The sequence below is a fragment of the Sphingomonas sp. 8AM genome (assembly GCF_902506455.1).
GTDB lineage: Bacteria > Pseudomonadota > Alphaproteobacteria > Sphingomonadales > Sphingomonadaceae > Sphingomonas.
Genome location: NZ_LR733844.1, coordinates 3021835 through 3048219 on the forward strand (window position 1 = coordinate 3021835; position 26385 = coordinate 3048219).

Below are 26385 nucleotides of genomic sequence, written 5' to 3' on the forward strand. Positions count from 1 at the left end.
GTCGCACCAGCGTTTCCGAGGTTCTGCCATGTCGCTATTCTCCGCTTTCAAGAAGACCGCCCGATCCGAGTACGCGCTGGCGCAGGTACGCCAGCTTACGCGCGCGCTGGGCGACGGCGATCTGTCGCGCCGGGCGCCGACCGACGAGGCGAGCGGCGCGGCGCGCGAGCTGCTGGAAGCGGTCAACGACCTGCTCGACGAGGCGCTGACCCCGTCGCTGCGGCTGCGCGAGGCGATCGACCGGATGGCCGCCGAGCATGACGCCGGCGACATCGATGCGGTCATCCCCGTGACGGCTTTCCGTGGCGACCTCGCGCAGGCGGCGGGCGGGATCAACGCGCTCGTCGGGACGCACATTGCGGTCAAGAAGCAGGCGCTGGCGTGCGTCAAGGCGCTCGGCGAGGGCCGGTTCGACACGCCGCTGGAGACGTTCCCGGGCAAGAAGGCGTTCATCAACGAGACCGTCGAGGGTCTGCGCGCCAGCCTGACCGGGCTGATCGAGGAAATGAACACCATGTCCGCGGAGCACGACCGCGGCGACATCGACGTCTTCGTGCCCGTCGCGCGCTTCCGCGGCGACTGCGCGGTCATGGCGCAGGGCATCAACGCGATGGTCAGCGGCCATATCGCGGTCAAGAAACAGGCGATGGCGTGCATCAAGCAATTCGGGGCGGGCAATTTCGACGCCCCGCTCGAACGCTTTCCGGGCAAGAAGGCGTTCATCAACGACACGATCGAGGAATTGCGCGGCAATCTGCGCGAGATCATCGGCGAGATCCGTCGTCTGATCGACGCCTCGACCGCCGGTCGGCTGAGCGAGCGCGGCGACGTCGCGCGCTTCCCCGGTGACTTCGGCAAATTGGTCGGCGGCATCAACGGGATGCTCGACGCGATCCTGCTGCCGATCGGCGAGGGCAATCGCGTGCTGTCGCTGGTCAGCGGCGGCGACCTGACGCAGCGCGTCGCCATCGCCTGCGAAGGCGATCACGAGCGGATGAAGGCCGCGATCAATACATTGGTCGACAATCTGTCGAAGTTCGCCGGCGAGGTCAGCGCCGCCTCGGCACAGGTCGCCGCCGGCAGCCAGCAATTGTCGAGCACCGCCGAGCAGGTCAGCGAAGGCGCGACCGAGCAGGCGGCGGCGGCCGAGGAAGCGTCGGCGTCGATGGAGCAGATGGCCGCCAACATCAAACAGAATGCCGACAATGCCGCGCAGACCGAGAAGATCGCGCGCCAGTCGTCGCAGGATGCCGAGCAGAGCGGGCGGGCGGTACAGAAGGCAGTCACCGCGATGCGCACGATCGCCGAGAAGATCGGGATCGTGCAGGAGATCGCCCGCCAGACCGATCTGCTCGCGCTCAATGCAGCGGTCGAGGCGGCACGCGCCGGTGAGCATGGCCGCGGCTTTGCGGTGGTCGCCGCCGAGGTCCGCAAGCTTGCCGAACGCAGCCAGACCGCTGCCGGCGAGATCAGCGGCATGTCGTCGGAGACGGTGACCGCGGCGGCGCAGGCCGGCGAGATGCTGACGAAGCTGGTGCCCGACATCCGCCGCACCGCCGAACTGGTCGCCGAGATCAGCGCCGCGTGCCGCGAGCAGGACATCGGCGCCAGCCAGATCAACGAGGCGATCCAGCAGCTCGACAAGGTGACGCAGCTCAACGCCTCGGCCTCGTCGCAGATTTCCTCGACCTCGGAAGAACTCGCCAGCCAGGCCGAGGAGCTGGAGCAGAACATCGCCTTCTTCCGCACCGCGGAGCCACAAGCGACGGTCAGCGTCCGCAAGCCGGTCCGCAGTCCGGCGCGGCCGGCACGCAAGGGCAAGGCAGCGCTGCGCAGCGCCGCGACAGTCGCCGATCAGCAGGCCCGCGCGCGCGGTTTCGCGCTCGACCTGGGTACCGGCGGCCCCGACGACGAAGACGAGGATTTCGGCCGGGCGGCCTGAACCATCCGCGCAGAGGGCGGCGAGGTGCTCACCGGCCGGCGCAATCTTGATTATTGATCAAAAGGAAAACCGGCAGTGCGTGCAACGTTGAAAGCAAAGTTGGCGAGCACCTTCGCGGTCCTCACCGTCATGTTGTTGGTCGTCGTCGTGATGGGCATTTCCAAATCCAACACGCTCAACAACGCGATCACCGACATTGTCGCCGGGCCGGCCAGGCAACTTGATTCGGCAGGCCAGATCGATTCCGATCTCGGCTATATGCTGGCCAACCAGAAGGCGCTGGCGCTGAACACCGACGCGCAGATCATGGCCGGCTACAATGCCGACACGCAGCGCCGCCAGCGTGAGTTCGAAGGGTTGCTGGCCGATGGCGACGCGAAGGCGAGCGATGCGGACAAGCCGTTGTGGCGGAAGGCCAAGGAAGACTGGCAGGCGCTGAAGCCCGTCTATGAGCGGATCAGCGTGCTCGGCACGACCAACGAGAACGCCAAGGCGTCCGAACTCACCGAAACCGAGCAGAAGAAGCTGGTCGAGGCGGTCGTCCACGACGTCGCAACGATCGTCGACCGCCAGCGCGCCGCGATGCACGAAGCGGATGAGGCGACCAACGTCCTCTATGCCGATGCACGCAACATGCTGATCGGCGTTGGCGCCGCGGCGGTGCTGCTGTCGGTGGCCTGCGCGGTGTGGATCTCGCTCGCCGTCTCACGCGGGCTGAAGCGGATCGGCGTCGCGGTCGAGGCGGTGTCGATCGGTGACCTCGACCAGGAAGTCGTCGTCACCAGCAATGACGAGATCAAGGATCTGGTCGACTCCGTCAATCGCATGACGGTCAACCTGCGCAAGAGCGCGGCGCTCGCTGACGCGATCGCCGGCGGTGACCTGACGATCGATCACCAGCCACTGTCGGACAAGGACAAGCTTGGCCACGCGCTGGTCATGATGGTCAACCGCCTGCGGCTGGTGGTCGGCGACTCGACGCTGGCGGCGCAGAATGTCGCGGCGGGCAGCCAGCAGCTGTCGTCGTCGTCGGAGCAGGTGAGCCAGGGCGCGACAGAGCAGGCCGCCGCCGCCGAGGAGGCCTCGGCATCGATGGAGCAGATGGCGGCGAACATCAAACAGAATGCCGACAATGCGACGCAGACCGAGAAGATCGCGCGCCAGTCGTCGAAGGATGCCGAACTGAGCGGGCACGCGGTCCAAAAGGCGGTCAGCGCGATGCGCACGATCGCCGAGAAGATCGGGATCGTGCAGGAGATCGCCCGTCAGACCGATCTGCTGGCGCTGAATGCAGCGGTCGAGGCGGCACGCGCCGGTGAGCATGGCCGCGGCTTCGCGGTGGTCGCCGCCGAGGTCCGCAAGCTCGCCGAACGCAGCCAGACCGCAGCGGGCGAGATCAGTGGCATGTCGTCGGAGACGGTGACCGCGGCGGCGCAGGCCGGCGAGATGCTGACCAAATTGGTGCCGGACATCCGCCGCACCGCCGAGCTGGTGGCCGAGATCAGCGCCGCGTGCCGCGAACAGGACATCGGCGCCAGCCAGATCAACGAGGCGATCCAGCAGCTCGACAAGGTCACGCAGCAGAACGCCTCCGCTTCGTCGCAGATTTCCTCGACCTCCGAGGAGCTCGCCAGCCAGGCCGAGGAGCTGCAGGAAAGCATCGCCTTCTTCCGTGTCGACGACGGTCGCCAGCCGGCGCGCGCCCCCGCCCGCACCAGGACGCCGGCCGCGGCGCCCGCCAAAAAGGCCCGTCCCGCCGCGCGGAGTGCGTCGGTCGCCGACCAGCAGGCACGCGTCCGCGGCTTCGCGCTCGATCTGAACAACGGCGGTCCCGACAGCGAGGACGCGGACTTCGGCCGCGCGGCCTGAGCGCAGGGTCCGTCCGTCCACCCCGACCTGCTACGCCCGCGAAAGGTGCCACGGCCATGAACTACTTCAACAACCTGACGATTTCGCGGAAGCTGATGATCTGCCTCGGCATCATCATCGCCATCACGGTCGCGGTGGACGGCATCATCATGTCCAATGCCGGCGCGGTGCGCCAGACCACGGAGATCAACGAGCACACCTATAAGGTCGTCGCCACCGCCAACGACATCGTGACCAGCATGGTCAATCAGGAAACCGGCTATCGCGGCTATCTGGTGTCGGGCAACGAGCAGTTCCTTGCCCCCTATCGTCAGGGCTGGACGCAATTCGCCGAGAAGTGGTCGCAGGCCAGGACGCTGACCAGCGACAATCCCGTCCAGCAGGGCCGGCTCGACGACGTCAAGCGGCTGGCGCAAAGCTGGCATGACGATGTCGCCGAACGCGCGATCCGGATGATGTCGCATCCCGAGCAGCGCGAACAGGCGCGCGAGATCGAGGGCAGCGGCGCCGGCAAGGCGGCGATGGACCAGCTACGCGTCAAGGTCGGCGAGATCGTCGCCACCGAAAACGCGCTGATGACCCAGCGGCAGGCGGCGCAGGCGGCGTCGTTCGCGACCATCACGCTGGCGATCTGGAGCGGCATGGCCGCCAGCGTCGTCGTCGCGGTCCTGATTGGGCTGGTGATGACGCGCGGAATCAGCCGTCCGATCGGGACGGTGACGCAGGCACTCGCGCGGCTCGCCGCACCGCTCGCCAACGAGCGCAAGGACGAGATCGGGCGGATGCAGGGCAGCGTCGCGGCGGTCGAGGCCGCGTTCGGCGACATCTCGACCGTGCTCGCCGCGTTGTCGCGCGGCGACACGTCGGTGGCGACCGCGCAGCGCTATGGCGGCCTCAGCGATCAGCTGAACGCCCATCTCGACGGGTTGCGCGTCAATCTCGAGGGCGTGGCCGGCACCGCCGAACAGATCGCCGGTGGCGATCTGACGGTCGATCACCGCCCGCTGTCGGACAAGGACAAGCTTGGTCTCGCGCTGGCGACGATGGTCGACCGGCTGCGCGGGGTCGTGGGAGACGCGACCACGGCGGCGCAGAATGTCGCGGCGGGCAGCCAGCAGCTGTCGTCGTCGTCGGAGCAGGTCAGCCAGGGCGCGACCGAACAGGCCGCCGCCGCCGAGGAGGCCTCGGCGTCGATGGAACAGATGGCCGCGAACATCAAACAGAACGCCGACAATGCGACGCAGACCGAGAAGATCGCGCGCCAGTCGTCGCATGATGCCGAGCAGAGCGGGCAGGCGGTCGACAAGGCGGTGAGCGCGATGCGCACGATCGCCGAGCGGATCGGGATCGTGCAGGAGATCGCGCGCCAGACCGACCTGCTGGCGCTCAACGCCGCCGTCGAGGCGGCGCGGGCCGGCGAGCATGGCCGCGGCTTTGCGGTGGTCGCCGCCGAGGTCCGCAAGCTCGCCGAGCGCAGCCAGACCGCGGCAGGCGAGATCAGCGGCATGTCGTCGGAAACGGTGACCGCGGCGGCGCAGGCTGGAGAGATGCTGGTCAAGCTCGTCCCCGACATCCGCCGCACCGCCGAATTGGTCGCCGAGATCAGCGCCGCGTGCCGCGAACAGGACATCGGTGCGACGCAGATCAACGAGGCGATCCAGCAGCTCGACAAGGTCACGCAGCAGAACGCCTCGGCGTCCGAGCAGATCTCGTCGACCTCCGGCGAACTCGCCGGTCAGGCCGAGGAATTGCAGGAGAGCATCGCCTTCTTCCGCGTCGACGACGGCAGGAAGCCGGTGCGCGCGGCGCGCAGCACCGTCGCGGCACCGGCGAGGAAGGCGAAGCCGGTCGCCCGCGCCGCATCGGTTGCCGAGCAGCAGGCGCGCGTCCGCGGCTTCGCGCTCGATCTGGGCAACGGTGGCCCGGACGGTGAAGACGCCGACTTCGGTCGCGCGGCCTGACGGGGGCGGCGGGGGGCGCTCGCGCGCCACCCCGCCCTGCGCCGCGGCCCGCGCCTGAACCATTCCTTCATCCCTGTTCGGTTAACCAGGGAAGGTAAATCGCGACGCTGGTCGCGCAGGGCGCACCTTGGTGCGCGGGGAAAGGGATTTGCGGATGCGCGCCACGATCAAGCTCAAACTTGCCGCGACCTTCACGGTCGTGATCCTGCTGCTGTGCCTCGTCGTCGGGGTCGGCGTGTCGAAGGTGGGCGTGTTGAACGACATGATCACCGAGATCGTTGAGGGGCCGTCGCGGCGCATCCAGCTTTCGCTGACTGCCGATGGCGATATCGGGCGTGCGATCCGCAACGAAAAGAACATGATCATTACCGACGATGTCGCGCTGAAGCGCGATTACGACGGCAAGTTCGTGGAATATGACCGCAAGGTCCGTGACAGCCTCGAAGGCGGGATGAAGATCGCCACCGAGCAGGGCCGCCCGGTGTGGCGCAAGAGCCTCGAGGAATGGAACGGCTATCGTGCGGTCAGCGAACGCGTCCGCCAGCTGGCGATGAACGGCCACAACGATCAGGCCGCGACGCTGTCGATGACCGAAGGGCGCACGATCGCGACCAAGCTGGGTGAGACGCTGGCGCAGCTGACCGCGCTGACCCAGTCCCAGTTGACCAGGGCCGATGACGAGTCGGACACGCTCTATGCGAACGCCCGCGCCACGTTGCTGGTGACCGCGATCGCCGCGCTGCTGATCGCGATCGGCGGCGCGCTGTGGATCGCGCGGTTGGTGTCGCAGGGGCTGCGGACCGTGAGCAGCGCGGTTTCGGCGGTGGCGGATGGCGACCTGTCGGTCGAGGTCGCGGTGCGGAGCGACGACGAGATCAAGGATCTGGTCGACACCGTTAATCGCATGACGCTGCGCCTGCGCGAGACGATCGGCCAGACCACGCTGGCGGCGCAGAACGTCGCGGCGGGCAGCCAGCAGCTGTCGTCGTCGTCGGAGCAGGTGAGCCAGGGCGCGACCGAGCAGGCCGCCGCCGCCGAGGAGGCCTCGGCATCGATGGAGCAGATGGCGGCGAACATCAAACAGAACGCCGACAACGCCACCCAGACCGAGAAGATCGCGCGCCAATCGTCGCAGGACGCCGAGCTGAGCGGGCAGGCGGTCGAAAAGGCGGTCATCGCAATGCGCACGATTGCGGAGAAGATCGGGATCGTGCAGGAAATCGCGCGCCAGACCGACCTGCTGGCGCTGAATGCAGCGGTCGAGGCGGCACGCGCCGGGGAGCATGGCCGCGGCTTCGCGGTGGTCGCCGCCGAGGTCCGCAAGCTGGCGGAGCGCAGCCAGACCGCAGCGGGCGAGATCAGTGGCATGTCGTCGGAAACGGTCACCGCGGCGGCGCAGGCCGGCGAGATGCTGACCAAATTGGTGCCGGACATCCGCCGCACCGCCGAGCTGGTCGCCGAGATCAGCGCCGCGTGCCGCGAACAGGATATCGGCGCCAGCCAGATCAACGAGGCGATCCAGCAGCTCGACAAGGTCACGCAGCAGAACGCCTCGGCATCCGAACAGATTTCGTCGACGTCCGAGGAACTCGCGGGACAGGCCGAGGAGCTGCAGGAGAGCATCGCCTTCTTCCGCGTCGATGGCGGCAGGAAGCCCGCGCGTCACGCCCCGCGCGCCGTCGCGCGCAGCGCCGCGCCCGCCACGAAGGCGAAGGCCGCACGCGGCGCATCGATCGCCGAGCAGCAGGCGCGCGTCCGCGGCTTCGCGCTCGATCTTACCAATGGTGGCCCCGACGGCGAGGACGCCGAATTTGGACGTGCAGCATGAGCATCGCAGGACAGGAACTTCAGGTCGTCGTCTTCGGGCTCGGGGCGGAACGCTTCGCGCTTCCGGTCACCGAGGTGCGCGAGATTCTCGATCATCGTCCGGCGTTCCGGATGCCCGACGCCCCCGCCTGGCTGCTCGGCCTGACCGACGTGCGCGGCACCTCGGTGCCGATGATCGACCTGCGTGTGCGGCTGGGGATCGCGACGGCCGAGACGACGCTGGCGACCCGTGTGCTGGTGGTGGAGGTGCCGGTCGCTGATGGCGCGCCGCTGGTGCTGGGGCTGGTGGTCGATCGCGTCCTCGACGTCAGTCGCTTCGGTGCCGACGCGGTGGAGCCGTCACCTGATCTGGGCGGGCGCTGGCGCTCCGGGCACGTCGAGGCGATCCTGCGGCGCGAGGACGGGTTCGTCGCGTTGCTAGACCTGCCGCGCATCTTCGCTGGCGACGATGCGGACCTGCTCGGGGGCGCAGCGACGCCCGGCACGCTCGCGGCATGATGCGCGTCGGGGGCGCGGCATGAGCGCGCCGGCATGGGCGGCGACCGAGGACTCGTTGTCGCGCCGCGACTTCGACCGGATCGCGCGCTATATCTATGCGCAGGCGGGCATCCGTCTGCCCCCGGCCAAGCTGACGATGGTCGAGGGGCGGCTGCGGCGGCGGGTGCGCGCCACCGGGCGCGATTCGCTGGGGGACTATTGCACCTGGCTGTTCGAGGACGATCATCTCGACGGCGAGCGGCAGCACCTGCTGAATGCGGTCACCACGAACAAGACCGACTTCTTCCGCGAACCCAAGCATTTCGACTATCTGCAGAACGTCGCCCTGCCGCAGATGCAGGCCGAGGGCGTGCGGCGGCTGCGGCTATGGAGCGCAGCCTGCTCGACGGGGGCGGAGCCCTATACGCTCGCGATGGTGCTCGACGCCTTCGCGCGTGACCGGCGGGGCCCGGATTATGGCATTCTCGCCACCGACCTCGATACCGAGGTGCTCGCCGCCGCGCGGCGGGGCATCTATGCGGCGGCGATGGTCGAGCCGGTACCTCCCGCGCTGCGCCACCGCTACGTGCTGCGTCCGCGCGACCGGACGCGCGAGGAGGTGCGGATCGTCCCCGAGCTGCGCAGCGCGATTGGCTTCGCACAGCTCAACCTGATCGACGATACCTATCCGGTCGGCGAGCCGATGGACATGATCTTCTGTCGCAACGTCCTGATCTATTTCGACAAGGTCACCCAGGAGCAGGTCGTGCGGCGGCTGGCGGCGTGCCTGCGCCCGGGCGGGCTGCTGTTCCTCGGCCATTCGGAATCGGTCGCGGGCTTCACGCTTCCGCTCACCGCGGTCGCCAACACCGTCTTCAAGAAGATCTGAGCGGCCATGAAGAAGACCCGTGTTCTGGTGATCGACGACAGCGCCAGCGTGCGCCAGGCGATGACCGCGATCCTCTCCGCCGATCCGCAGATCGAGGTGATCGCCGCCGCGGCGGACCCGTTCGCCGCCGCGCGCCACATGCAGGCCGAGGTGCCCGACGTCATCACGCTCGACGTCGAAATGCCGCGCATGGACGGCATCACCTTCCTGCGCCGGCTGATGGCGCAATGCCCGGTGCCGGTGGTGATGTGCTCGTCGCTGGTCGAGGAAGGCTCGGAGACGTTGCTCCAGGCGCTGGAGGCCGGCGCGGTCGACGTGATCCTCAAGCCGCGCGTCGGGATCGCGGACCATCTCGCCGAAGCGCATCTGATGATCCGGGAGACCGTCAAGGGCGCCGCGCGTGCGCGGGTGACCGGCCGGCGCCCGGCGGCGGACCGCGGGCCGCAGCAAAAGCTCTCCGCCGACGCGGTGCTGCCACCGCCGACCGGGCGCGCGATGAGCAAGACCACCGAGATGGTGGTGTGTATCGGCGCGTCGACCGGCGGCACCGAGGCGTTGCGCGAGGTGCTGGAGGCGCTGCCCGCCAACTCGCCCGGGATCGTGATCGTCCAGCACATGCCGGAAAGCTTCACCCGTGCCTTCGCCCGGCGGCTCGACGGCCTGTGCCAGATCGACGTCAAGGAGGCCGAGGATGGCGACACGGTGATGCGTGGCCGCGCGTTGATCGCGCCCGGCGGGCTGCGCCACACGATGCTGGAGCGGCAGGGCGCGCGCTATGTCGTATCGGTCAAGGAAGGCCCGCTGGTTTCGCGGCACCGTCCGTCGGTCGACGTGCTGTTCCGGTCGGCGGCGCGCAATGCCGGGTCGAATGCGGTCGGGATCATCATGACCGGGATGGGCGACGATGGCGCGCGCGGGCTGCTGGAGATGAAGACCGCCGGGGCGCGCACCTTCGCACAGGACGAGGAAACGTCGATCGTGTTCGGCATGCCGAAGGAAGCGATCGCGCGCGGTGCCGCGGACAAGGTCGTGCCGCTCGGCCGCATTGCGCGCGAGCTGCTGACTGCCACCGCGCGCTGAGAGGGAAGGAACAGGGATGCTGCTGAGCACAATCGATCCGGCGACCGCGACGGCGCTGCCACTGGGCGGACTGGCCGACGATCTCGACCTGCTGATCGGCGATCTCGAGTCGCGGTTCCGCGCGGTCGGCGAGACGCTCGCCTCGACGATCGATACCGTCGATCGGATGGCGACCGGGCTCGACGAGGTCCAGCGCGCGCTGTCGCCCGAGGTGGCCGGCGCGGCGGTCGACAAGTTGCGGCAGGCGGCGCACCGGCTCGGCACCTTGCCCGAGCAGCGTCGCCAGCGCGCCGGGCAGATCGGCGCGCTGACGCTGCGCACGCGCGAACTGCGCGACCTGCTGTCCGACGTCGCCGAGCTGCTCCGCACGCTCAGCATCTATGGCATGAACATCAAGATCGCCTCGTCCGGCGAAATGTCGTTCGTGCAATTCGCGACCGGCATGGAGGGCAAGCTCGACAGCGGACGCCGCGAGCTGAAACAGTTCGAGCAGGAACTCGCCAGCTTCGGCACCGTGGTGCGCGACGTCAAGGAAGCGGACGACCTGCTCGCCGACGAATGCCGCAAGGTGCCGGCGACGGTACCCGCCGAATTGTCGGGCGACGCCGACGTGCTGGAACGCCATCTCGAGGCGACCGCGCGAATGGCGCGCGACGTCCGCGCGATCATGCAGCAGGTACAGGCCGAGGTCGCGCGCATCCTCGGCGCGATCCAGGTCGGCGACAGCGTGCGCCAGCGCGTCGAACATTGCGTGGCGATCCTGCGCGCGGCCCATGCGGAGCGTGACGCGCCGGGGGCCAGCGCGCATCTCTCGCGACTGGTGGCGGCGCAGATGGCGGGCATCGCGGAGGATTTCCGCCGCGAGATGGGCGCCCTGGTTGGCTCGCTCGCGCAACTCGGCCCGCTGGCCGGGGGATTGATGAAGATCATCGCCGCGCAGGCGCAGGGCGAGGAGAGCGAGGCGCTCAACAAGCTGCAAAGCGGCATCGCCCGGCTCGGTCATGTCACCGGGCGGCTCAGCGACGCCGATCGGCAGCTGGAAGGATTGACCGCCTTCGTCGCCAACACGATCGCCGATCTCACGCGCGGGCTGGGGCGGATTCAGCGGATCGCCATGGACGTGCAGGACATTTCCACCAACACCCGTTTGCTGTGTCGCCGCCACGGCATCATCGGGCGCGCGGTGGCGGTGATCGCGACCGAGGTGAACCCGTGCGCGACGCGGCTGACGCGACTGAGCAGCGACATCGAGCGGGTGGTGCAATCGCTCGGCCTGCTCGACCTGCATCCCGGCGGCAGCGACGGCGCGGGCGGCTCGACCGGCGCGCTCGACGATGCGCTGGCGGTGGTGCGCAGCGCGTGCGAGACCTCCGATCACGCAATGGCGAACGGCGGTGACGAGGCACGGCGGATCATCGCCACGCTGCAGGAAGACGTCGGCGCGTTGCAGCACGAACAGGTCTTCGCCGACCGGCTCGACGTCGGCGCGGTGGTGCTCAACCGGCAGGCGATCGCCACCGCGCTGACCCCCGCCGACGAGGACGCGCTGCACCGGCTGCTGCCGTGGGCGGCCGCGCTCTACACAATGGCCTCGGAACGCGCGATCCACGCGCAGTTCCTGCTGCCCGGCATGGAGCCCCCGGTGCTGGCGGCGACGGCGTTCGACGAGGATGACGACGGGTTGTTCTGACCGCTGCACTGCGAGCCGTCATTGCGACCCCGGCGAAGGCCGGGGGAAGCAATCCAGAGCATCGTCATCCGACCCTGGATTGCTTCGCCACGCTCGCAATGACGATTGTTAACGAGACAACGCGCTGTTTCACGTCGTCCCGGACGTGATCCGGGCTCCCGCTTTCTGTCGGTGGTCGCAGAAGAAGCGCGGCCCCGGATCACGTCCGGGGCGACGCGGAGACGTCACCCGCAGCTGAACTTCACGACCTTGCCCGCAGCGTCGCGCTCGACGTTCAGCCGGTCGGGGCGGAAGTCCATCGTCATCATGTCGCCGCTGCGATAGCTGCGCACCGAGCGCGCGCCGCTGCGCTGTTGCGCCTCGGCGGTCACATCGGCCGCCATCCGCCCGACCAGCGCCTGCACCGCATTGGCATCGCACTGCACGCCCGGCGCTTCGTTCGTCGCCACCGGTGTCGCCGGTTTCGCACACGCGCCGAGCGCCAGCAGGGTCATTAGCCCGATCACCCGTGTCATGCCGCCGTCTCCGTCCGCGTCATCTTCAGCCGCCCGTCCTGCACCGCGAACCCGAGCCGGCCCTCGACCAGATCGAGCGCATCCTGCCCGAACTGGTCGAACCGCCAGCCTTGCAGGATCTGCAACCCCTGCCGCTGCCCGGCGGCGAGCAATTCCAGCTCGTCGCCGCGCGCCAGCAGCCGCGGCGCAACGTCGATATCGCGCGCGCGGATCTTGAGCAGCAGCTTGAGCAGGTCGGCGACCAGCGCGCCCTCCTTGCCGAGCCCCGGCTTGCGATCCTCGCGCGGCGGCAGCTCGTCGTCGGGCAGCGGCTGCGCGCCCTCGATCGCCGCCATCAACCGCGCGCCGATGTCGTTGCCTGCCCAGGTCTGCGAAAGGCCACGCACCTTGGCGAGATCGGCCTGTTTGCGTGGGGCGTGGCCGGCGAGGTCGGCGATCGTCTCGTCCTTGACGATCCGGCCGCGCGGCAGGTCCTTGGCCTGCGCTTCCAGCTCGCGCCACCGGGCGATCGCCTTCAGTCGTCCGAGCACCTCGGGCTTGCGGCTCGACACGCGGACGCGCTTCCACGCGACATCCGGGTCGTTGGCGTAATTGGCCGGGTCGGCGAGCCGCTCCATCTCCTGATCCAGCCACGCGCCGCGCCCGGTCTTGCGCAGCCGCTCCAGCATCTTGGGGAAGATGTTCGACAGATGCGTCACGTCGCCGATCGCGTATTCGATCTGCCGCGCGTCGAGCGGGCGGCGCGCCCAGTCGGTGAAGCGCGCGCCCTTGTCGATCTGCACGCCCAGCCAGCTGTCGACCAGGTTCGAGTAACCGATCTGCTCGCCCTGCCCCAGCGCCATCGCCGCGATCTGCGTGTCGAACAGCGGATGCGGCGTCCGCCCGGTCAGGTTGTAGATGATCTCGATATCCTGCCCGCCGGCGTGGAAGACCTTGAGCACCTCCTCATTGTCGACCAGCAGGTCGAGCAATGGTCCGAGATCGATCCCCGGCGCCATCGGATCGATCGCCGCGGCCTCCTCGGTATCGGCGATCTGGATCAGGCAGAGCTCCGGGTAATAGGTGCTCTCGCGCATGAACTCGGTGTCGACGGTGACGAACGGGGCATCGGCAAGGCGGGCACAGAGATTGGCGAGCGTTGCGCTGTCGGTGATGAGCGGATGAACATGCATAGGCGCCCGTCCATAGCCGGGTGCACGCGCCTTGACAAAGAGGGGATGAAAAGGGGAGGGCGCGCTATCCTCCTTGCCCTCAAGAACCCCGGCTGCGCCGGGCCGACGGATGAAAGACATCATGCACGCCTATCGCACCCACCATTGCGCCGCGCTGTCCGCCGATCAGGCCGGTGACACCGTCCGCCTCTCCGGCTGGGTGCATCGCAAGCGCGATCACGGCGGCGTGCTGTTCGTCGACCTGCGCGACCATTATGGCATCACGCAGATCGTCGCCGATAGCGACTCGCCCGCGCTGGCGGTCCTCGACGCGGTGCGCGTCGAGTCGGTGGTGACGATCGACGGCAATGTGAAGCGCCGCTCGGAGGGTACCGTGAACCCGAACCTCGCGACCGGCGAGATCGAGGTCTATGCGCGTGGCGCGACCGTGCTGTCGGCGGCCGAGGAGCTGCCGATGCCGGTGGCCGGCGAGCAGGAGTATCCCGAGGACATCCGCCTCCGCTATCGCTTCCTCGACCTGCGCCGCGAGACGCTGCACGCCAATATCGTCCGCCGCACCAAGGTGATCTCCGACATGCGCCGCCGCATGGAGGATGCCGGCTTCACCGAATATTCGACCCCGATCCTCACCGCCTCGTCACCGGAGGGCGCGCGCGACTTCCTGGTGCCGAGCCGTATCCATCCGGGCAAGTTCTATGCGCTCCCGCAGGCGCCGCAGCAATACAAGCAGTTGCTGATGGTCGCCGGCTTCGACCGCTATTTCCAGATCGCGCCGTGCTTCCGCGACGAGGACCCGCGCGCCGACCGTCTGCCCGGCGAATTCTACCAGCTCGACCTCGAGATGAGCTTCGTCACGCAGGAAGAGGTGTGGGAGACGATGGAGCCGGTGATCGGCGGCATCTTCGAGAAGTTCGCCGATGGCCGCACCGTCACGCCGGTCGGCGAGTTTCCGCGCATCCCCTACGACGAGTCGATGCTGAAGTACGGCAGCGACAAGCCCGACCTGCGCAACCCGCTGCTCATCACCGACGTGTCGGGGCATTTCACGACCTCGGGCTTCGGGCTGTTCGAGAAGATCGTCGGCTCGGGCGGCGTCGTTCGCGCGATCCCCGCGCCGAAGACCGCCGAGAAGAGCCGCAAGTTCTTCGACGAGATGAACGACTGGGCGCGCGGCGAAGGTCATGCCGGGCTCGGCTACGTCACCCGCAAGAACGGCGAGTTCGGTGGTCCCATCGCCAAGAATCACGGCACCGGGGGGATGGAGGCGCTCTATTCCGCGCTCGGTCTTGGTCCCGACGACGGATTGTTCTTCGCCGCGGGCAAGCCGGAGCAGGCTGCCAAGCTCGCCGGGCTGGCGCGCACCCGCGTCGCCGACCAGCTCGGCCTGATCGAGCAGGGCGCGTTCCGGCTGTGCTGGATCGTCGACTTCCCGTTCTACGAATATGACGAGGACGAGAAGAAGGTCGAGTTCGCGCACAACCCGTTCTCGATGCCGCAGGGTGGGATGGACGCGCTGACCGGGCAGGACCCGCTGACAATCAAGGCATATCAGTACGATCTGGTCTGCAACGGTTATGAGATCGCGTCGGGCTCGATCCGCAATCAGTCGCCCGAGCTGATGGTCAAGGCGTTCGAGCTGGTCGGGCTGTCGAAGGCGGACGTCGAGGAGCGGTTCGGCGGCCTCTACCGCGCGTTCCAGTACGGCGCGCCGCCGCACGGCGGGATGGCGGCGGGTGTCGACCGCATCGTGATGCTGGTGTGCGACGCGCAGAATCTGCGCGAAGTGTCGCTGTTCCCGATGAACCAGCGCGCCGAGGATTTGCTGATGGGCGCGCCGTCGCCGGCATCGGTGAAGCAGCTCCGCGAGTTGAGCGTGCGCGTCACCGCGGACGCGCCGAAGAAGGACGCCACCGCGACGGTCAGCCCGCACGCGGGGTGAGGTGAGGGGGCTTCTTGCCCCCCGTCATTTCCGCAAAGGCGGGAATCCAGAACCGCTGACGTTGCTGCCTTCTCAAAAAAGCTGCGCGTCTGGACTCCCGACTGCGCGGGCATGACGCAGTTTGGCGGAGGCTCAACACAAGCCGTCGCCCCTGCGCAGGCAGGGGCCCATGTCTGTCGCGTTTCGCGAACTGCTCGGACACACGGCCGGCACGCGTGTCCGCTCGCGCACACTCCCAATCCACAGCCATAGGCCCCTGCCTACGCAGGGGCGACGATGCTTGGGGTGGGGTCACACGCCACAAAAAACGCAAACGGCCGCCCCGCGCCCCGAAAGGAACGAAGCGGCCGCCTTGCATCACGAGCGCTTACGCGGCTTCGTAATGCCCGTCGTCCTGCAGGACGTTCAGCTTGCCGTCCTTGATCGCGAAGACCGCGCCGTGCAGCGTCAGCGAGCCGTCCTCCAGCCGCTGCTGCACGAACGGGAACGTCTTCAGGTTCGCGATCGAGACCTTGACGCCCTCCTGCTCCAGCGCCTTCTGGCCCTCCGGCCCGTCGCCATGCTCGGCGATCACCTTCTCGCGCGCGTCGTCGAGCAGCTTGATCCACTCGGCGACGAACCCGCCTTCACCCGGCTTGGCGTCGCGCAGCGCACCAGACAGCGACGCCTTGACGCCGCCGCACTGGCCGTGGCCCAGCACGAGGATCTCGTCGACCTTCAGCACCGTCACCGCGAACTCGACCGCCGCCGAGACGCCATGCAGACCACCCGACGGATCGAACGGCGGCACCAGATTGGCGACGTTGCGCACCACGAACACCTCGCCCGGTACGGTGCCGAAGATCGTCGCGGGATCGACGCGGCTGTCCGAACAGGCGATCACCATCACCTTGGGCGCCTGGCCCTCGGCCAGCTTGCTCCAGTTCTCGCGCTCCTCGATCCATTCGTTGCCGCGAAAGCGGTAATAGCCCTCGATGAGGTCGTGGAACTTTCTCATGCTGTAAAAGCCCTTCGTTGTTTCAGGTGGAAGTAAACGCTATCTGGACGCCCATGAACGATATGACCCCGCTCCCGGCTCCCCAGCGGCAACGCAAGCCCGACTGGATTCGGGTAAAGGCCCCGACCAGCGAGGGCTTCGCCGCGACTCGCGCGCTGATGCGCTCGAAGAGCTTGACGACGGTGTGCGAAGAGGCCGCCTGCCCGAACATCGGGGAGTGCTGGACCAAGAAGCACGCCACCGTCATGATCCTGGGCGATACGTGCACGCGCGCCTGCGCCTTCTGCAACGTGAAGACGGGGATGCCGCGCGCGGTCGATCCGATGGAGCCGGAGAACGTCGCCGATGCGGCGGCGCAGATGGGGTTGGCGCATATCGTCGTGACCTCGGTGGATCGCGACGATCTGCCCGATGGTGGTGCGAAGCAGTTCGTGAGGGTCATCGAGGCCATCCGTCGCACCAATCCAAATACCACGATTGAAATTCTGACCCCCGATTTCCGCAACAAGCATGAGGCGGCGGTTGAGGCAATCGTTGCCGCGCGTCCGGACGTATATAATCACAATCTGGAAACCGTGCCGCGGCTGTATCCAACCATCCGGCCCGGCGCGCGTTACTATGCCTCGCTCCGGTTGCTTGAAAGCGTCAAGAAACTTGACCCATCGATCTTCACCAAGTCCGGCATCATGCTCGGTCTGGGCGAGGAACGGCTGGAAGTTCATCAGGTCATGGATGACATGCGTTCTGCCGACATCGATTTCCTGACGATGGGCCAGTACCTACAGCCGACGCCCCGCCACGCGAAGGTCGCCGATTTCGTTACCCCGGCGGCGTTCGACGCCTATGCCGCGATCGGGCGCGCGAAGGGCTTCCTGCTGGTCGCTTCGTCGCCGCTGACGCGGTCGAGCTATCACGCGGGCGACGATTTCGCGAAGATGAAGGCGGCGCGCGACGCGAAGCTGGCCGCACGTCTCCCCGCCTGATCCCGAATGCCAAAGCATAGCGAGACGCGGCGGCTGCCCTATACGCCGGAGCAGATGTTCGATCTGGTCGCGGATGTGCGGCGCTACCCGGAATTCCTGCCGTGGGTCAGCGCGATGCGCGTCCGCAAGGATACGATCGAGGAGACGCTCGCCGACATGATCGTCGGCTTCAAGGGGCTGCGCGAGACCTTCACGTCGAAAGTGACCAAACACCACCCCGAGACGATCCGCGTCGAATATATCGAGGGGCCGCTCAAATATCTCAACAACGACTGGCGCTTCCGGCCGGACGGCGAGGGCGGGTGTCTCGTCGACTTCTCGGTCGATTTCGCGTTCAAGAACCGGATGTTCGAGATGCTGGCCGGGCAGGTGTTCGGCGTCGCGCTGCGCCGGATGATCGGCGCGTTCGAGGAACGCGCCGCCAAGCTCTACGGTGCGGCCGGTAGCAACAGCTCCAGCGCACACAGCGCGGCCTGAAGGCGTACCCCGCCGCGGCCGAGGTCGCCGAAGAAGCGCTTGTCGGCGATGACGTCCGCGGGGTCGCCGCCGCGCTCGGCGCGCGCGAACACGACGGTGCCGACCGGCTTCTTCTCGCTGCCGCCGCCCGGCCCGGCGACCCCGGTGATCGCGACCGCGACATCGGCGTCGGACTTGGCGAGCGCGCCCTGCGCCATGCTCCACGCCACCGCGATCGACACCGCGCCGAACGTGTCGAGCACATCACCGCTGACGTTGAGCAGCTTCTGCTTGGCGGAGTTGGAATAGGTCACGAACCCGGCCTCGACGACCTCGGACGAGCCGGGGATCTCGGTCAGCGCCGCCGCGACCAGCCCGCCGGTGCAGCTTTCGGCGATCGCGACGCGGCGTCCCGCGGCACGGTTCGCCTCCACCACGCGGCGCGCAGCGTCGACCAGTTCCTGCGGCAAGGTAAAGTCGTTCATCGTGTGGCCCCCGCCGGGCAGACCGGCAGATCGGGGATGTCGGTTCGCTTCCCCTTGTTCTTCTCCGACTTCAGATACTGCAGCGTCGCGACGACGATCCCGGCGGTGTTGCGCGCCGGCAGCGGCTCGAGCAGCGTCACCAGCCGGTCGAGCGTCGGGCAATCGCCGGCCTGGATGCGCCCGGTGATCTGCGGCGCGAGAAGCGATGTCAGCATCGGGCGCGCATAGTCGCTGAGCAGCAGCAGTTCCACCGCCGGATCGCTGAGCTTCGCGATCGCGGTGCGCGCCGCCGGCCACGCGCGATCGGCCTCGCGGTCGTATTTGGCAAGGAAGTCGCCGCCCTGCCGCCGCAACAGGCTGGTCGCGGGCAGCGCCGCGCAGACGCGTCCGGCATTGCGGATGATCTCGGGCATCGCAACCAGCGCGATCGACTCGGCGTCTGTAGCGCTCAGGCATGCCGATTGCGCCGCCGCGGCCGGTGCCGCCAGCATCGCGGCGAGCGCAAGCAACCCTGCGGCGCGCTTCATGCCCGCACCGCGCGCGGCAGCTCGATGGTCGCGACCGCCTGCGCCGCGATGCCCTCGCCACGGCCCGTGAACCCCAGTCGCTCGGTGGTGGTCGCCTTCACGCTGACCCGATCGGTCGAGAGCCCGAGAAGTTCCGCGATCCGCGCCTGCATCGCTGCCCGATGCGGCCCGATCTTGGGCGCCTCGCACATCAGCGTCAGGTCGACGAAGGTGATGCGTCCGCCGCGCGCCTCGACCAGCGTGCGGGCGTGCGCGAGGAACTGCCCCGATTCGGCGCCGCGCCATTGCGGGTCGCTCGGCGGGAAGTGCGTGCCGATATCGCCGGCCGCGATCGTCCCGAGCACCGCATCGGTGATCGCATGGAGCGCGACATCGGCGTCGCTATGCCCCGACAGGCCCTGATGATGCGGGATCAGCACGCCGCCCAGCCACAATTCCTCGCCATTCTCCAGCCGGTGGACGTCGAAGCCGCTGGCCGAGCGCGTTTCGGTGCCGACGCGCGCCTCGGCGGCGGCAAAGTCGGCGGGGTAGGTGATCTTGTCGAGCATCGTGTCGCCTTCGACCATCGCGACGTCTTTGCCCAGCGCGCGCACCATCTGCGCATCGTCGGTGGCGACCGGTCCGTCCCACGCGGCGTGCGCGGCGGTGAGTGCGTCGCCGTGAAACGCCTGCGGGGTCTGCACCCGCCGCAGCGCGTCGCGTGCGACGGTCGCGCCGTCGGTCGCAACTAAGGTGTCGGCGACCGGCAGCACCGGGATCGCGCCATCGGCCTGGTCGAGCGCGGCGAGCAGCCGGTCGATCACTGCCGCGGGGACGAACGGCCGCGCGGCGTCATGCACCAGCACGCGCGTCGCGTCGCCGAGCGCGGCGAGCCCCGCCGCGACGCTGTCGCGCCGTTCCGCGCCGCCGGTAACCCATTCGGCGTCGGGCAGCGCGGCGCGCAGCAGCGGCTCCTGCCCGGGCGCGATGACGACCAGCACACGCTCGATCGCGGGATGCGCGGCGAGCGCATCGTAACTCCACGCCAGCATCGCGCGTCCGGCGACGGGCGCGAATTGCTTTGGAAGCGTGCTGCCGCTGCGGGAGCCGGTGCCGGCGGCGACGATAAGGGCGACCGTGGTCATGCCGCGGCCCTAAAGGAGGATCGAGCGCGAGGGAATGGCTTCTCCCGCCCGCCGTTCGTCCTGAGCTTGTCGAAGGGCGTGTCCCGCACGCAGGTGCTTCGACAGGCTGAGCGTAAACGGAAACCTATCCGTCATTGCAAGCGTAGCGAAGCGATTTAGAGCGTCGTGGTCCGGCACTGGATTGCTTCGCTACGCTCGCAATGACGAAGCCTCAGTCGGATCGGCGGGGCGCCGTCGTATTTCGATCCGAACAGCCCCTCATCCGTCGCCCCGGACTTGATCCGGGGCCCCGCTTCTTCCTGGCGGGCCGGGTAAGTCGCGGGATCCCGGATCAAGTCCGGGATGACAAAGGGAGGGGAGGAATGCGTGCCGATTGCCCCCAACCTTGCCCGAATCACCCAAGTCGCCTATCTGCCCATTTTTCAGGCAGTATCCGAAACCCTTATGCTCCGACCCATCCAGATCGGCGACGTCCGCATCGACGAGCCCGTCGTTCTCGCGCCGATGACGGGCGTGACCGACCAGCCGTTCCGCACGCTCGTCCGCCGCTATGGCTCGGGGCTCAACGTCACCGAGATGATCGCCAGCCAGGCCGCGATCCGCGAGACGCGCCAGTCGATCCAGAAGGCGGCGTGGAACCTCTCCGAGGAGCCGGTGTCGATGCAGCTTGTCGGCTGCACCCCCTATGAAATGGCCGAGGCCGCGAAGCTGGCGCGTGACAAGGGCGCCGCGATCATCGACATCAACATGGGGTGCCCGGTCCGCAAGGTGACGAACGGCGACGCCGGCTCGGCGCTGATGCGCGACCTCAAGCTCGCGACGCAGTTGATCGAGGCGATCGTCGCTGCGGTCGACGCGCCGGTGACGCTAAAGATGCGGATGGGCTGGTGCCACGACAGCCTCAACGCCCCCGAACTCGCGCGGATCGCCGAGGACCTCGGCGTGAAGATGGTGACCGTCCACGGCCGCACCCGCAACCAGATGTACAAGGGCAGCGCCGACTGGCGCTTCATCCGCTCGGTCAAGGACGCGGTGGCGATCCCGGTAATTGCCAATGGCGACATCTGCTCGGTCGAGGATGCCGAGGCGGCGCTGGAGCAATCGGGCGCGGACGGAATCATGATCGGGCGCGGCGCCTATGGCCGCCCGTGGCTGCTCGCGCAGGTCATGCACTGGCTGCGCACCGGCGAGCGGCTGCCCGACCCGTCGCTCGACGAGCAATATCGCGTGATCGCCGAACATTATGACGCGATGCTGGAGCATTACGGCACCTTCACCGGCGTCAACATGGCGCGCAAGCATATCGGCTGGTACACCAAGGGACTGAACGGCTCGGCGGAATTCCGCAACCGCGTCAATCAGGAGCCTGACGCGGACCGCGTCAAGGCGATGCTCGCCGACTTCTACGCCCCCTACCGGCTGAGCGAAGCGGCGTGATGCTCACCACGCGCGGCCCGGAGGCGGCGGAGCTGCTCGCCGCGCTGCCGGTCGCGGTGCTGGTGGTCGATGCCGCGGACCGGATCGCGCGCGTCAATGCTGAGTGCGAGACGCTGCTCAACCTGTCCGAGCGCGCGATGCTCGGCCAGCCGCTCGGCGCGATCCTGTCGTTCCCCGATGCCGACGCGCGGCGCGACGCGCACGCCTTCGCGATCTTCGACGCCGATGTCGAGGCCGCGCGCGGGCTGCGGCTGCGCGTCGACCTGATCGAGGCGGCGGTGGTCGATCATCCCGGCTGGCGCACGATCACGCTCCACCATGCCGGCGCGTCGCGGCGGCTGGGCGTCTCGACCGACCGTGCGGCGGCGGCGCGCTCGGCGGTCGGTGCGGCGGCGATGCTCGCGCACGAGATCAAGAACCCGCTGTCGAGCATCCGCGGCGCGGCGCAACTGATCGCGGACGGCGTCGACACTGCCGAGCTGACGCAATTGATGATCGCCGAGGTCGACCGCATCACCGCGCTGATCGATCATATGGAGGATTTCACCGACACCCGCCCGCGCGAGGTGTCGCCGATGAACATCTATCCCTTGCTCGCGCACGCGCGCGGCGTCGCGCTGGCCGGCTTCGCGCGCGGCGTGACGATCGAGGAACGCTACGATCCGTCGCTGCCGCCCGCGATGGGCAACAGCGACTCGTTGCTGCAGGTGATCCTCAATCTGCTCAAGAACGCCGCCGCCGCGCTGGGCGAGCGCGGCGAGCGTCGCATCACGCTCGCCACCGCCTATCGTCACGGCGTGACGGTCGCGGCGGGGAAGGGGCGCGGGCGCACCCCGCTGCCGATCGAAATCTGCGTGATCGACAGCGGACCCGGCGCGCCCGCCGACATCGCCGACCACCTGTTCGACCCGTTCGTGTCGGGCCACCCGGAGGGCAAGGGGCTGGGGCTCGCTCTGGTCGACAAGCTGGTCCGCGACATGGGCGGGATCGTCCAATATTCGCGCGAGGGTACGCCCCACCAGACCGTGTTCCGCATCCTCCTGCCGCGGGCCAGCGCATGACCCGCGTCCTGCTGGTCGACGACGACGACGCGATCCGCACCGTCGTCGCGCACGCATTGCGCCGCGCCGGGCACGAGGTGCGCACCGCCGCGACCCTCGCCGAACTGGGGCGCGAACTGGCGAGCCACCCGCCCGACGTCTTGCTCAGCGACGTGGTGCTCCCCGATGGCGACGGGATCGACCATGTCGCGCAGGTGCTCGCCGCGCGCCCCGATCTGCCGGTGATCGTGCTGTCGGCGCGTAACACGCTGACCACCGCGGTGCGCGCCACCGAGGCCGGCGCCTACGATTATCTTCCGAAGCCGTTCGACCTTGACACGCTGACCCGCACCGTTGCCGCGGCGCTCGCACGCGGCGGGCGCGGCGGCGAGACGCAGGCGAATGACGACGACCCCTCGCTGCCGTTGATCGGGCGCTCGCCGGCGATGCAGGACGTGTACCGCGTGATCGCGCGCGTCGTCTCGAACGACCTGACCGTGCTGGTGTCGGGCGAGTCGGGCACCGGCAAGGAGCTGGTCGCGCGCGCGATCCACGATCTCGGCGCGCGGCGCGCCGCGCCGTTCGTGCCCATCAACATGGCCGCGATCCCGCGCGAGCTGATCGAGGCGGAATTGTTCGGGCACGAACGCGGCGCCTTCACCGGCGCGGCGCAGCGCAACGCCGGCCGCTTCGAGCAGGCGGCGGGGGGCACGCTGTTCCTCGACGAGATCGGCGACATGCCGATCGAGGCGCAGACGCGGCTGCTGCGCGTGCTGCAATCGGGCGAGTTCACGACCGTCGGCGGCGCGCGCACGATCCGCGCCGACGTCCGCATCGTCGCCGCCACCAACCGCGACCTGCAACAGGCGGTGGCAAGCGGCCAGTTCCGCGAAGACCTCTACTACCGGCTCAACGTCGTCCCGATCGCGCTCCCCCCGCTGCGCGAACGCCGCGGCGACGTTGCGGAGCTGGCGCGGCATTTCCTAGACCGCGCCGCTGCCGAAGGGCTGCCCCGCAAGACGCTCGAGCAGGACGCGGTTGCGGTGCTGGAGGCGCACGACTGGCCCGGCAACGTCCGCGAGCTGGAAAATCTGATGCGCCGGCTCGCCGCGTTATCGCGCGACGACCGGATCGGCGCGGCGGAGCTGAACGCGACGATCGGCGGCGGCGCGACGGCAGAGGCCGCGCCCGATCCGGGGATCGAGGCAGCGGTGCGCGCGATGATCGAGCGGCTGGCGCGGCAGGAACCGCGCGCGCTCGACGACGGCTCGCTCTACGCGCGGATCATCGGCGAGGTGGAACGCCCGTTGATCGAGGCGATGCTCGCGCGCCACGGGGGCAACCAGCTCCGCGCCGCCCGCGCGATCGGCCTCAACCGCAACACGCTGCGCAAGCGGCTGGATATGCTAGGGATCGACGTTTGAGGCCGGTCCTGTCGAATCTCGGACATTGACCCGTCATTGCGAGCGCAGCGAAGCAATCCAGGGCGTCCTGGTCCGGCACTGGATTGCTTCGCTACGCTCGCAATAACGGAAAGGCGCCGCCTTGGCCGTCACCCCGGACTTGATCCGGGGTCCCGCTTCTTGGCGACGCTTGTGTCGGTAGGCAGCGGAGCGCGGATCAAGTCCGGGGCGACGAGCGGCGCTACGCTCGCCCACCCCTGCTCCCTGATCTGCATCACTCATCGGCAATTATGTGTTTTCCATGCAACACTGATGCTGTAGCGAGGGGGGAATGTTCGCAGGAGTGACATCCTCCTCCGCTTCCTCGCCCGGTGCGCTGCGCCGTGTCGGCGTGTCACCGGCGATCGAGCTGATGGTGCTCGCCGCCGCGGTCGCGGTTGCGCTCGTCAGCTATTTCGCGCTGCGTGGCGAGGGTGATCCCGGCCGGCTGCTCGCGCCGCCGCTGGTCGCCTCGCTGCTCGTCGCCAATCTCGTCTGCGGCATTGCGTTGATGATGCTGTACGGCCGGCGCGTCGCACTGCGCCGCGCGGAGCGGTCGTCGATCGGTGCGGGCGGCCGGTTGCACGTCCGGCTGGTGCTCCTTTTCTCACTGGTCGCCGCCATCCCCGCGTTGCTGGTGACGATCTTTGCCTCGCTGCTGTTCCAGTATGGCGTGCAATTCTGGTATTCCGACCGGTCGCGCGGGATGTTCGAGAATGCGGCGTCGCTGACCCGCACGTCGTACGAACAGATCGTCCAGCGATGGCAGGAAGCGACCTTCACGATGGCGTCGGATCTGTCGGTCACGCTGCAGGAAGTCTCGATCGACACGCTGTCGTTTCGCTCGACCTTCGGCCGGCAGGTCTATTACCGCAGCCTGTCGGAAGGGGCGTTGTTCGTCCTCACGCCGCAGGGGGAAGTGCGGACGCTGGCGGTCGTGAATCCGTATGACGTCGATTTCTCGAGGTTCGTGACCCGGCCGGCAATCGCCAAGCTGCGTCAGGGGCAGAACGCGACGATCATCACCGGCGACCGTATCCAGGTCTTCACGCAAATCCCGGGCAGCGACGATCTCTACCTCTACGCAGCGCGGGTCACCGACCCGAAGGAGATGACCACCCAGACCGCGCGTGCCGAGGCCGCGCTGGCAAATTACCGCCAGCTGATCGCCCGCGCCCGCTCGCTGCAACTCCAGTTCAACGCGGCGCTGCTGATCGTCTCGCTGCTGATCGTCGGCGTTGCGGTCTGGATCGCGCTGACCGTCGCCGATCGCCTCGTCCGCCCGGTGGGTGAGCTGGTCGACGCCGCGCGCCGCGTCGAAGGCGGCGATCTGTCGGCGCGCGTTCCCGAAACGCTCGAACGCGACGAGATCGGTACGCTCTCCAATGCCTTCAACAGCATGACCGCGCGGCTGGTCGCGCAGAACACCGCGCTCGTCACTGCCAATGCGCAGCTCGACAGCCGCCGCGCGCTGATCGAGGCGGTGATGTCGGGCGTGTCGGCAGGGGTGATCTCGATCGACGCGCGCGATCGCACGATCCGGCTTATCAACAGCTCGGCGCAGACGCTGATGGGGCTGGCCGAGCCGCCGGTCGGCCGCAAGCTGTACGACATCGCCCCCGAACTCGACGCCTTGCTCGACCAGCCGGGGCGCGAGGCGGCGGTGCAGCTCAACGTCGCCGGCGAGATGCGCACCTTCGCGGCGCGGATCGCGCGCGACGGCAGCGGCCCGATCATCACCTTCGACGACATCACGCAGCAACTTACCGACCAGCGGCGCGCCGCCTGGGCCGATGTCGCGCGACGTATCGCCCATGAGATCAAGAACCCGCTCACCCCGATCCAGCTCGCCGCCGAACGGCTCCAGCGCCGCTACGGCAGCAAGATCGACGCCAGCGACACCACCTTTGCACGGCTCACCGATACGATCGTGCGGCAGGTCGGCGACCTTCGGCGGATGGTCGACGAATTTTCGTCGTTCGCACGGATGCCCAAACCGGTGTTCCGCGAGGAGTCGCTGGTCGACATCGCGCGCCAGACGATGTTCCTCCACGAAGTCGCGCACCCCGGCATCCGCTTCGTCCTCGACCACGCCGACCCCGCGCCGTCACTGGTGTGCGACCGGCGCCAGCTCGGCCAGGCGCTGACCAATATCGTCAAGAATGCGGTCGAGGCGGTCGAGGAAGCCGATGCCAGCGAGGCGAGCATCACGATGACGCTCGCCCAGGGCGATGGCCGCGTCACGATCGCGGTCGCGGACACCGGCGTCGGCCTCCCGCTGGAGCGCGACCGGATCGTCGAGCCCTATATGACCACCCGTGCGCGCGGCACCGGGCTCGGCCTGGCGATCGTCAAGAAGATCGTCGAGGAGCATTTCGGCACGATCAGCTTCGCCGATCGCCCCGGCGGCGGCACGATCGTCACCCTGTCCTTCGACACCGCGCCGCTGGCTGCACTGGCCAGCGACGACCATTCCCCTTCCCACGACGACGATCGTACGATCGCGGCGTTGACCAGAAATCGGATTTGAGAC

General features: G+C 68.4%; 21 protein-coding genes. 15 read left to right on the forward strand and 6 right to left on the reverse strand.

Going from position 1 to position 26385, the window contains the following annotated elements:
* The first annotated feature begins 28 nt into the window (after positions 1-28).
* The 8 genes from BACI71_RS14290 to BACI71_RS14325 all read left to right on the forward strand — a co-directional run bounded on the left by BACI71_RS14290 (position 29) and on the right by BACI71_RS14325 (position 11735).
* Positions 29-1942 (forward strand): methyl-accepting chemotaxis protein, encoded by a 1914-nt coding sequence (locus BACI71_RS14290; protein ID WP_236552996.1) that lies wholly within the window; start codon positions 29-31, stop codon positions 1940-1942.
* A gap of 75 nt (positions 1943-2017) precedes the next feature.
* Complete coding sequence (locus BACI71_RS14295) at positions 2018-3811, forward strand: methyl-accepting chemotaxis protein (RefSeq protein WP_159759704.1); 1794 nt, start codon at positions 2018-2020, stop codon at positions 3809-3811.
* A gap of 56 nt (positions 3812-3867) precedes the next feature.
* Positions 3868-5772 (forward strand): methyl-accepting chemotaxis protein, encoded by a 1905-nt coding sequence (locus BACI71_RS14300; RefSeq protein ID WP_159759706.1) that lies wholly within the window; start codon positions 3868-3870, stop codon positions 5770-5772.
* Positions 5773-5926: 154 nt separating this feature from the next.
* The gene (locus BACI71_RS14305) at positions 5927-7600 is read left to right on the forward strand and encodes a methyl-accepting chemotaxis protein (protein WP_159759708.1); all 1674 of its coding nucleotides are present in this window, start codon (positions 5927-5929) and stop codon (positions 7598-7600) included.
* Positions 7597-8097, forward strand: coding sequence for a chemotaxis protein CheW (locus tag BACI71_RS14310; protein WP_159759710.1), 501 nt, complete (start codon positions 7597-7599; stop codon positions 8095-8097). The genes BACI71_RS14305 and BACI71_RS14310 overlap by 4 nt, the downstream gene beginning before the upstream one ends.
* Positions 8098-8116: 19 nt before the next feature.
* Positions 8117-8965 carry a CheR family methyltransferase gene (locus BACI71_RS14315; protein ID WP_159759712.1) on the forward strand — a complete coding sequence of 283 codons (849 nt, stop codon included), beginning with the start codon at positions 8117-8119 and terminating at the stop codon, positions 8963-8965.
* 6 nt (positions 8966-8971) lie between these two features.
* Positions 8972-10045, forward strand: a complete 1074-nt coding sequence (locus tag BACI71_RS14320; RefSeq protein WP_159759714.1) for a protein-glutamate methylesterase/protein-glutamine glutaminase — start codon at positions 8972-8974, stop codon at positions 10043-10045.
* Between the two features lie 16 nt (positions 10046-10061).
* Positions 10062-11735 carry a hypothetical protein gene (locus tag BACI71_RS14325; protein ID WP_159759716.1) on the forward strand — a complete coding sequence of 558 codons (1674 nt, stop codon included), beginning with the start codon at positions 10062-10064 and terminating at the stop codon, positions 11733-11735.
* 224 nt (positions 11736-11959) lie between these two features.
* Here the strand turns inward: BACI71_RS14325 and BACI71_RS14330 are convergent, their stop codons facing one another.
* Positions 11960-12250, reverse strand: a complete 291-nt coding sequence (locus BACI71_RS14330) for an I78 family peptidase inhibitor (RefSeq protein ID WP_159759718.1) — start codon at positions 12248-12250, stop codon at positions 11960-11962.
* Positions 12247-13422: a ribonuclease D gene (rnd, locus tag BACI71_RS14335; RefSeq protein WP_159759720.1), complete on the reverse strand. Its 1176-nt coding sequence runs from the start codon at positions 13420-13422 to the stop codon at positions 12247-12249. Before rnd ends, BACI71_RS14330 begins: the two co-directional genes overlap by 4 nt.
* Before the next feature lie 121 nt (positions 13423-13543).
* On the opposite strand from rnd, the gene aspS reads away from it, so the two are divergent.
* Positions 13544-15361, forward strand: coding sequence for an aspartate--tRNA ligase (aspS, locus tag BACI71_RS14340; protein WP_159761228.1), 1818 nt, complete (start codon positions 13544-13546; stop codon positions 15359-15361).
* Between the two features lie 367 nt (positions 15362-15728).
* Here the strand turns inward: aspS and BACI71_RS14345 are convergent, their stop codons facing one another.
* Positions 15729-16358 carry a carbonic anhydrase gene (locus BACI71_RS14345; RefSeq protein ID WP_159759722.1) on the reverse strand — a complete coding sequence of 210 codons (630 nt, stop codon included), beginning with the start codon at positions 16356-16358 and terminating at the stop codon, positions 15729-15731.
* A 41-nt stretch (positions 16359-16399) separates the two neighbouring features.
* Here BACI71_RS14345 and lipA point away from each other — a divergent pair, with 41 nt between their 5' ends.
* Positions 16400-17341 (forward strand): lipoyl synthase, encoded by a 942-nt coding sequence (lipA, locus tag BACI71_RS14350; RefSeq protein ID WP_328804092.1) that lies wholly within the window; start codon positions 16400-16402, stop codon positions 17339-17341.
* Positions 17342-17347: 6 nt separating this feature from the next.
* Positions 17348-17818: a type II toxin-antitoxin system RatA family toxin gene (locus tag BACI71_RS14355; RefSeq protein WP_159759726.1), complete on the forward strand. Its 471-nt coding sequence runs from the start codon at positions 17348-17350 to the stop codon at positions 17816-17818.
* On the opposite strand, the gene BACI71_RS14360 is transcribed toward BACI71_RS14355, so the two are convergent.
* From BACI71_RS14360 to BACI71_RS14370, 3 genes are read right to left on the reverse strand one after another with little or no spacing between them, the layout of a single operon-like run.
* The gene (locus tag BACI71_RS14360) at positions 17770-18282 is read right to left on the reverse strand and encodes a CinA family protein (protein WP_159759728.1); all 513 of its coding nucleotides are present in this window, start codon (positions 18280-18282) and stop codon (positions 17770-17772) included. The two genes, BACI71_RS14355 and BACI71_RS14360, sit on opposite strands and share 49 nt — an antisense overlap.
* A complete protein-coding gene (locus BACI71_RS14365; RefSeq protein ID WP_159759730.1) occupies positions 18279-18809 on the reverse strand; it encodes a hypothetical protein in 531 nt (176 codons plus the stop codon). The genes BACI71_RS14360 and BACI71_RS14365 overlap by 4 nt, the downstream gene beginning before the upstream one ends.
* A complete protein-coding gene (locus BACI71_RS14370; protein WP_159759732.1) occupies positions 18806-19933 on the reverse strand; it encodes a bifunctional 2-C-methyl-D-erythritol 4-phosphate cytidylyltransferase/2-C-methyl-D-erythritol 2,4-cyclodiphosphate synthase in 1128 nt (375 codons plus the stop codon). Before BACI71_RS14370 ends, BACI71_RS14365 begins: the two co-directional genes overlap by 4 nt.
* A gap of 444 nt (positions 19934-20377) precedes the next feature.
* On the opposite strand from BACI71_RS14370, the gene dusB reads away from it, so the two are divergent.
* The 4 genes from dusB to BACI71_RS14390 all read left to right on the forward strand — a co-directional run bounded on the left by dusB (position 20378) and on the right by BACI71_RS14390 (position 26382).
* Positions 20378-21370 (forward strand): tRNA dihydrouridine synthase DusB, encoded by a 993-nt coding sequence (gene dusB, locus BACI71_RS14375; RefSeq protein WP_159759734.1) that lies wholly within the window; start codon positions 20378-20380, stop codon positions 21368-21370.
* The gene (locus tag BACI71_RS14380) at positions 21370-22431 is read left to right on the forward strand and encodes a two-component system sensor histidine kinase NtrB (protein WP_159759736.1); all 1062 of its coding nucleotides are present in this window, start codon (positions 21370-21372) and stop codon (positions 22429-22431) included. Before dusB ends, BACI71_RS14380 begins: the two co-directional genes overlap by 1 nt.
* On the forward strand, positions 22428-23834 hold the full coding sequence (ntrC, locus tag BACI71_RS14385; RefSeq protein WP_159759738.1) for a nitrogen regulation protein NR(I): 1407 nt from the start codon (positions 22428-22430) through the stop codon (positions 23832-23834). The genes BACI71_RS14380 and ntrC overlap by 4 nt, the downstream gene beginning before the upstream one ends.
* Before the next feature lie 310 nt (positions 23835-24144).
* Positions 24145-26382, forward strand: a complete 2238-nt coding sequence (locus tag BACI71_RS14390; protein WP_159759740.1) for a sensor histidine kinase — start codon at positions 24145-24147, stop codon at positions 26380-26382.
* The last annotated feature ends 3 nt before the right edge of the window (positions 26383-26385 follow it).

Coding starts and splice junctions, on each gene's coding strand:
- BACI71_RS14290 (WP_236552996.1), top strand. CDS start 29: ATGTCGCTATTCTCCGCTTTCAAGAAGACCGCCCGATCCGAGTACGCG.
- BACI71_RS14300 (WP_159759706.1), top strand. CDS start 3,868: ATGAACTACTTCAACAACCTGACGATTTCGCGGAAGCTGATGATCTGC.
- BACI71_RS14305 (WP_159759708.1), top strand. CDS start 5,927: ATGCGCGCCACGATCAAGCTCAAACTTGCCGCGACCTTCACGGTCGTG.
- BACI71_RS14310 (WP_159759710.1), top strand. CDS start 7,597: ATGAGCATCGCAGGACAGGAACTTCAGGTCGTCGTCTTCGGGCTCGGG.
- BACI71_RS14315 (WP_159759712.1), top strand. CDS start 8,117: ATGAGCGCGCCGGCATGGGCGGCGACCGAGGACTCGTTGTCGCGCCGC.
- BACI71_RS14320 (WP_159759714.1), top strand. CDS start 8,972: ATGAAGAAGACCCGTGTTCTGGTGATCGACGACAGCGCCAGCGTGCGC.
- BACI71_RS14325 (WP_159759716.1), top strand. CDS start 10,062: ATGCTGCTGAGCACAATCGATCCGGCGACCGCGACGGCGCTGCCACTG.
- BACI71_RS14330 (WP_159759718.1), bottom strand. CDS start 12,250: ATGACACGGGTGATCGGGCTAATGACCCTGCTGGCGCTCGGCGCGTGT.
- rnd (WP_159759720.1), bottom strand. CDS start 13,422: ATGCATGTTCATCCGCTCATCACCGACAGCGCAACGCTCGCCAATCTC.
- aspS (WP_159761228.1), top strand. CDS start 13,544: ATGCACGCCTATCGCACCCACCATTGCGCCGCGCTGTCCGCCGATCAG.
- BACI71_RS14345 (WP_159759722.1), bottom strand. CDS start 16,358: ATGAGAAAGTTCCACGACCTCATCGAGGGCTATTACCGCTTTCGCGGC.
- BACI71_RS14355 (WP_159759726.1), top strand. CDS start 17,348: ATGCCAAAGCATAGCGAGACGCGGCGGCTGCCCTATACGCCGGAGCAG.
- BACI71_RS14360 (WP_159759728.1), bottom strand. CDS start 18,282: ATGAACGACTTTACCTTGCCGCAGGAACTGGTCGACGCTGCGCGCCGC.
- BACI71_RS14365 (WP_159759730.1), bottom strand. CDS start 18,809: ATGAAGCGCGCCGCAGGGTTGCTTGCGCTCGCCGCGATGCTGGCGGCA.
- BACI71_RS14370 (WP_159759732.1), bottom strand. CDS start 19,933: ATGACCACGGTCGCCCTTATCGTCGCCGCCGGCACCGGCTCCCGCAGC.
- dusB (WP_159759734.1), top strand. CDS start 20,378: ATGCTCCGACCCATCCAGATCGGCGACGTCCGCATCGACGAGCCCGTC.
- BACI71_RS14380 (WP_159759736.1), top strand. CDS start 21,370: ATGCTCACCACGCGCGGCCCGGAGGCGGCGGAGCTGCTCGCCGCGCTG.
- ntrC (WP_159759738.1), top strand. CDS start 22,428: ATGACCCGCGTCCTGCTGGTCGACGACGACGACGCGATCCGCACCGTC.
- BACI71_RS14390 (WP_159759740.1), top strand. CDS start 24,145: ATGTTCGCAGGAGTGACATCCTCCTCCGCTTCCTCGCCCGGTGCGCTG.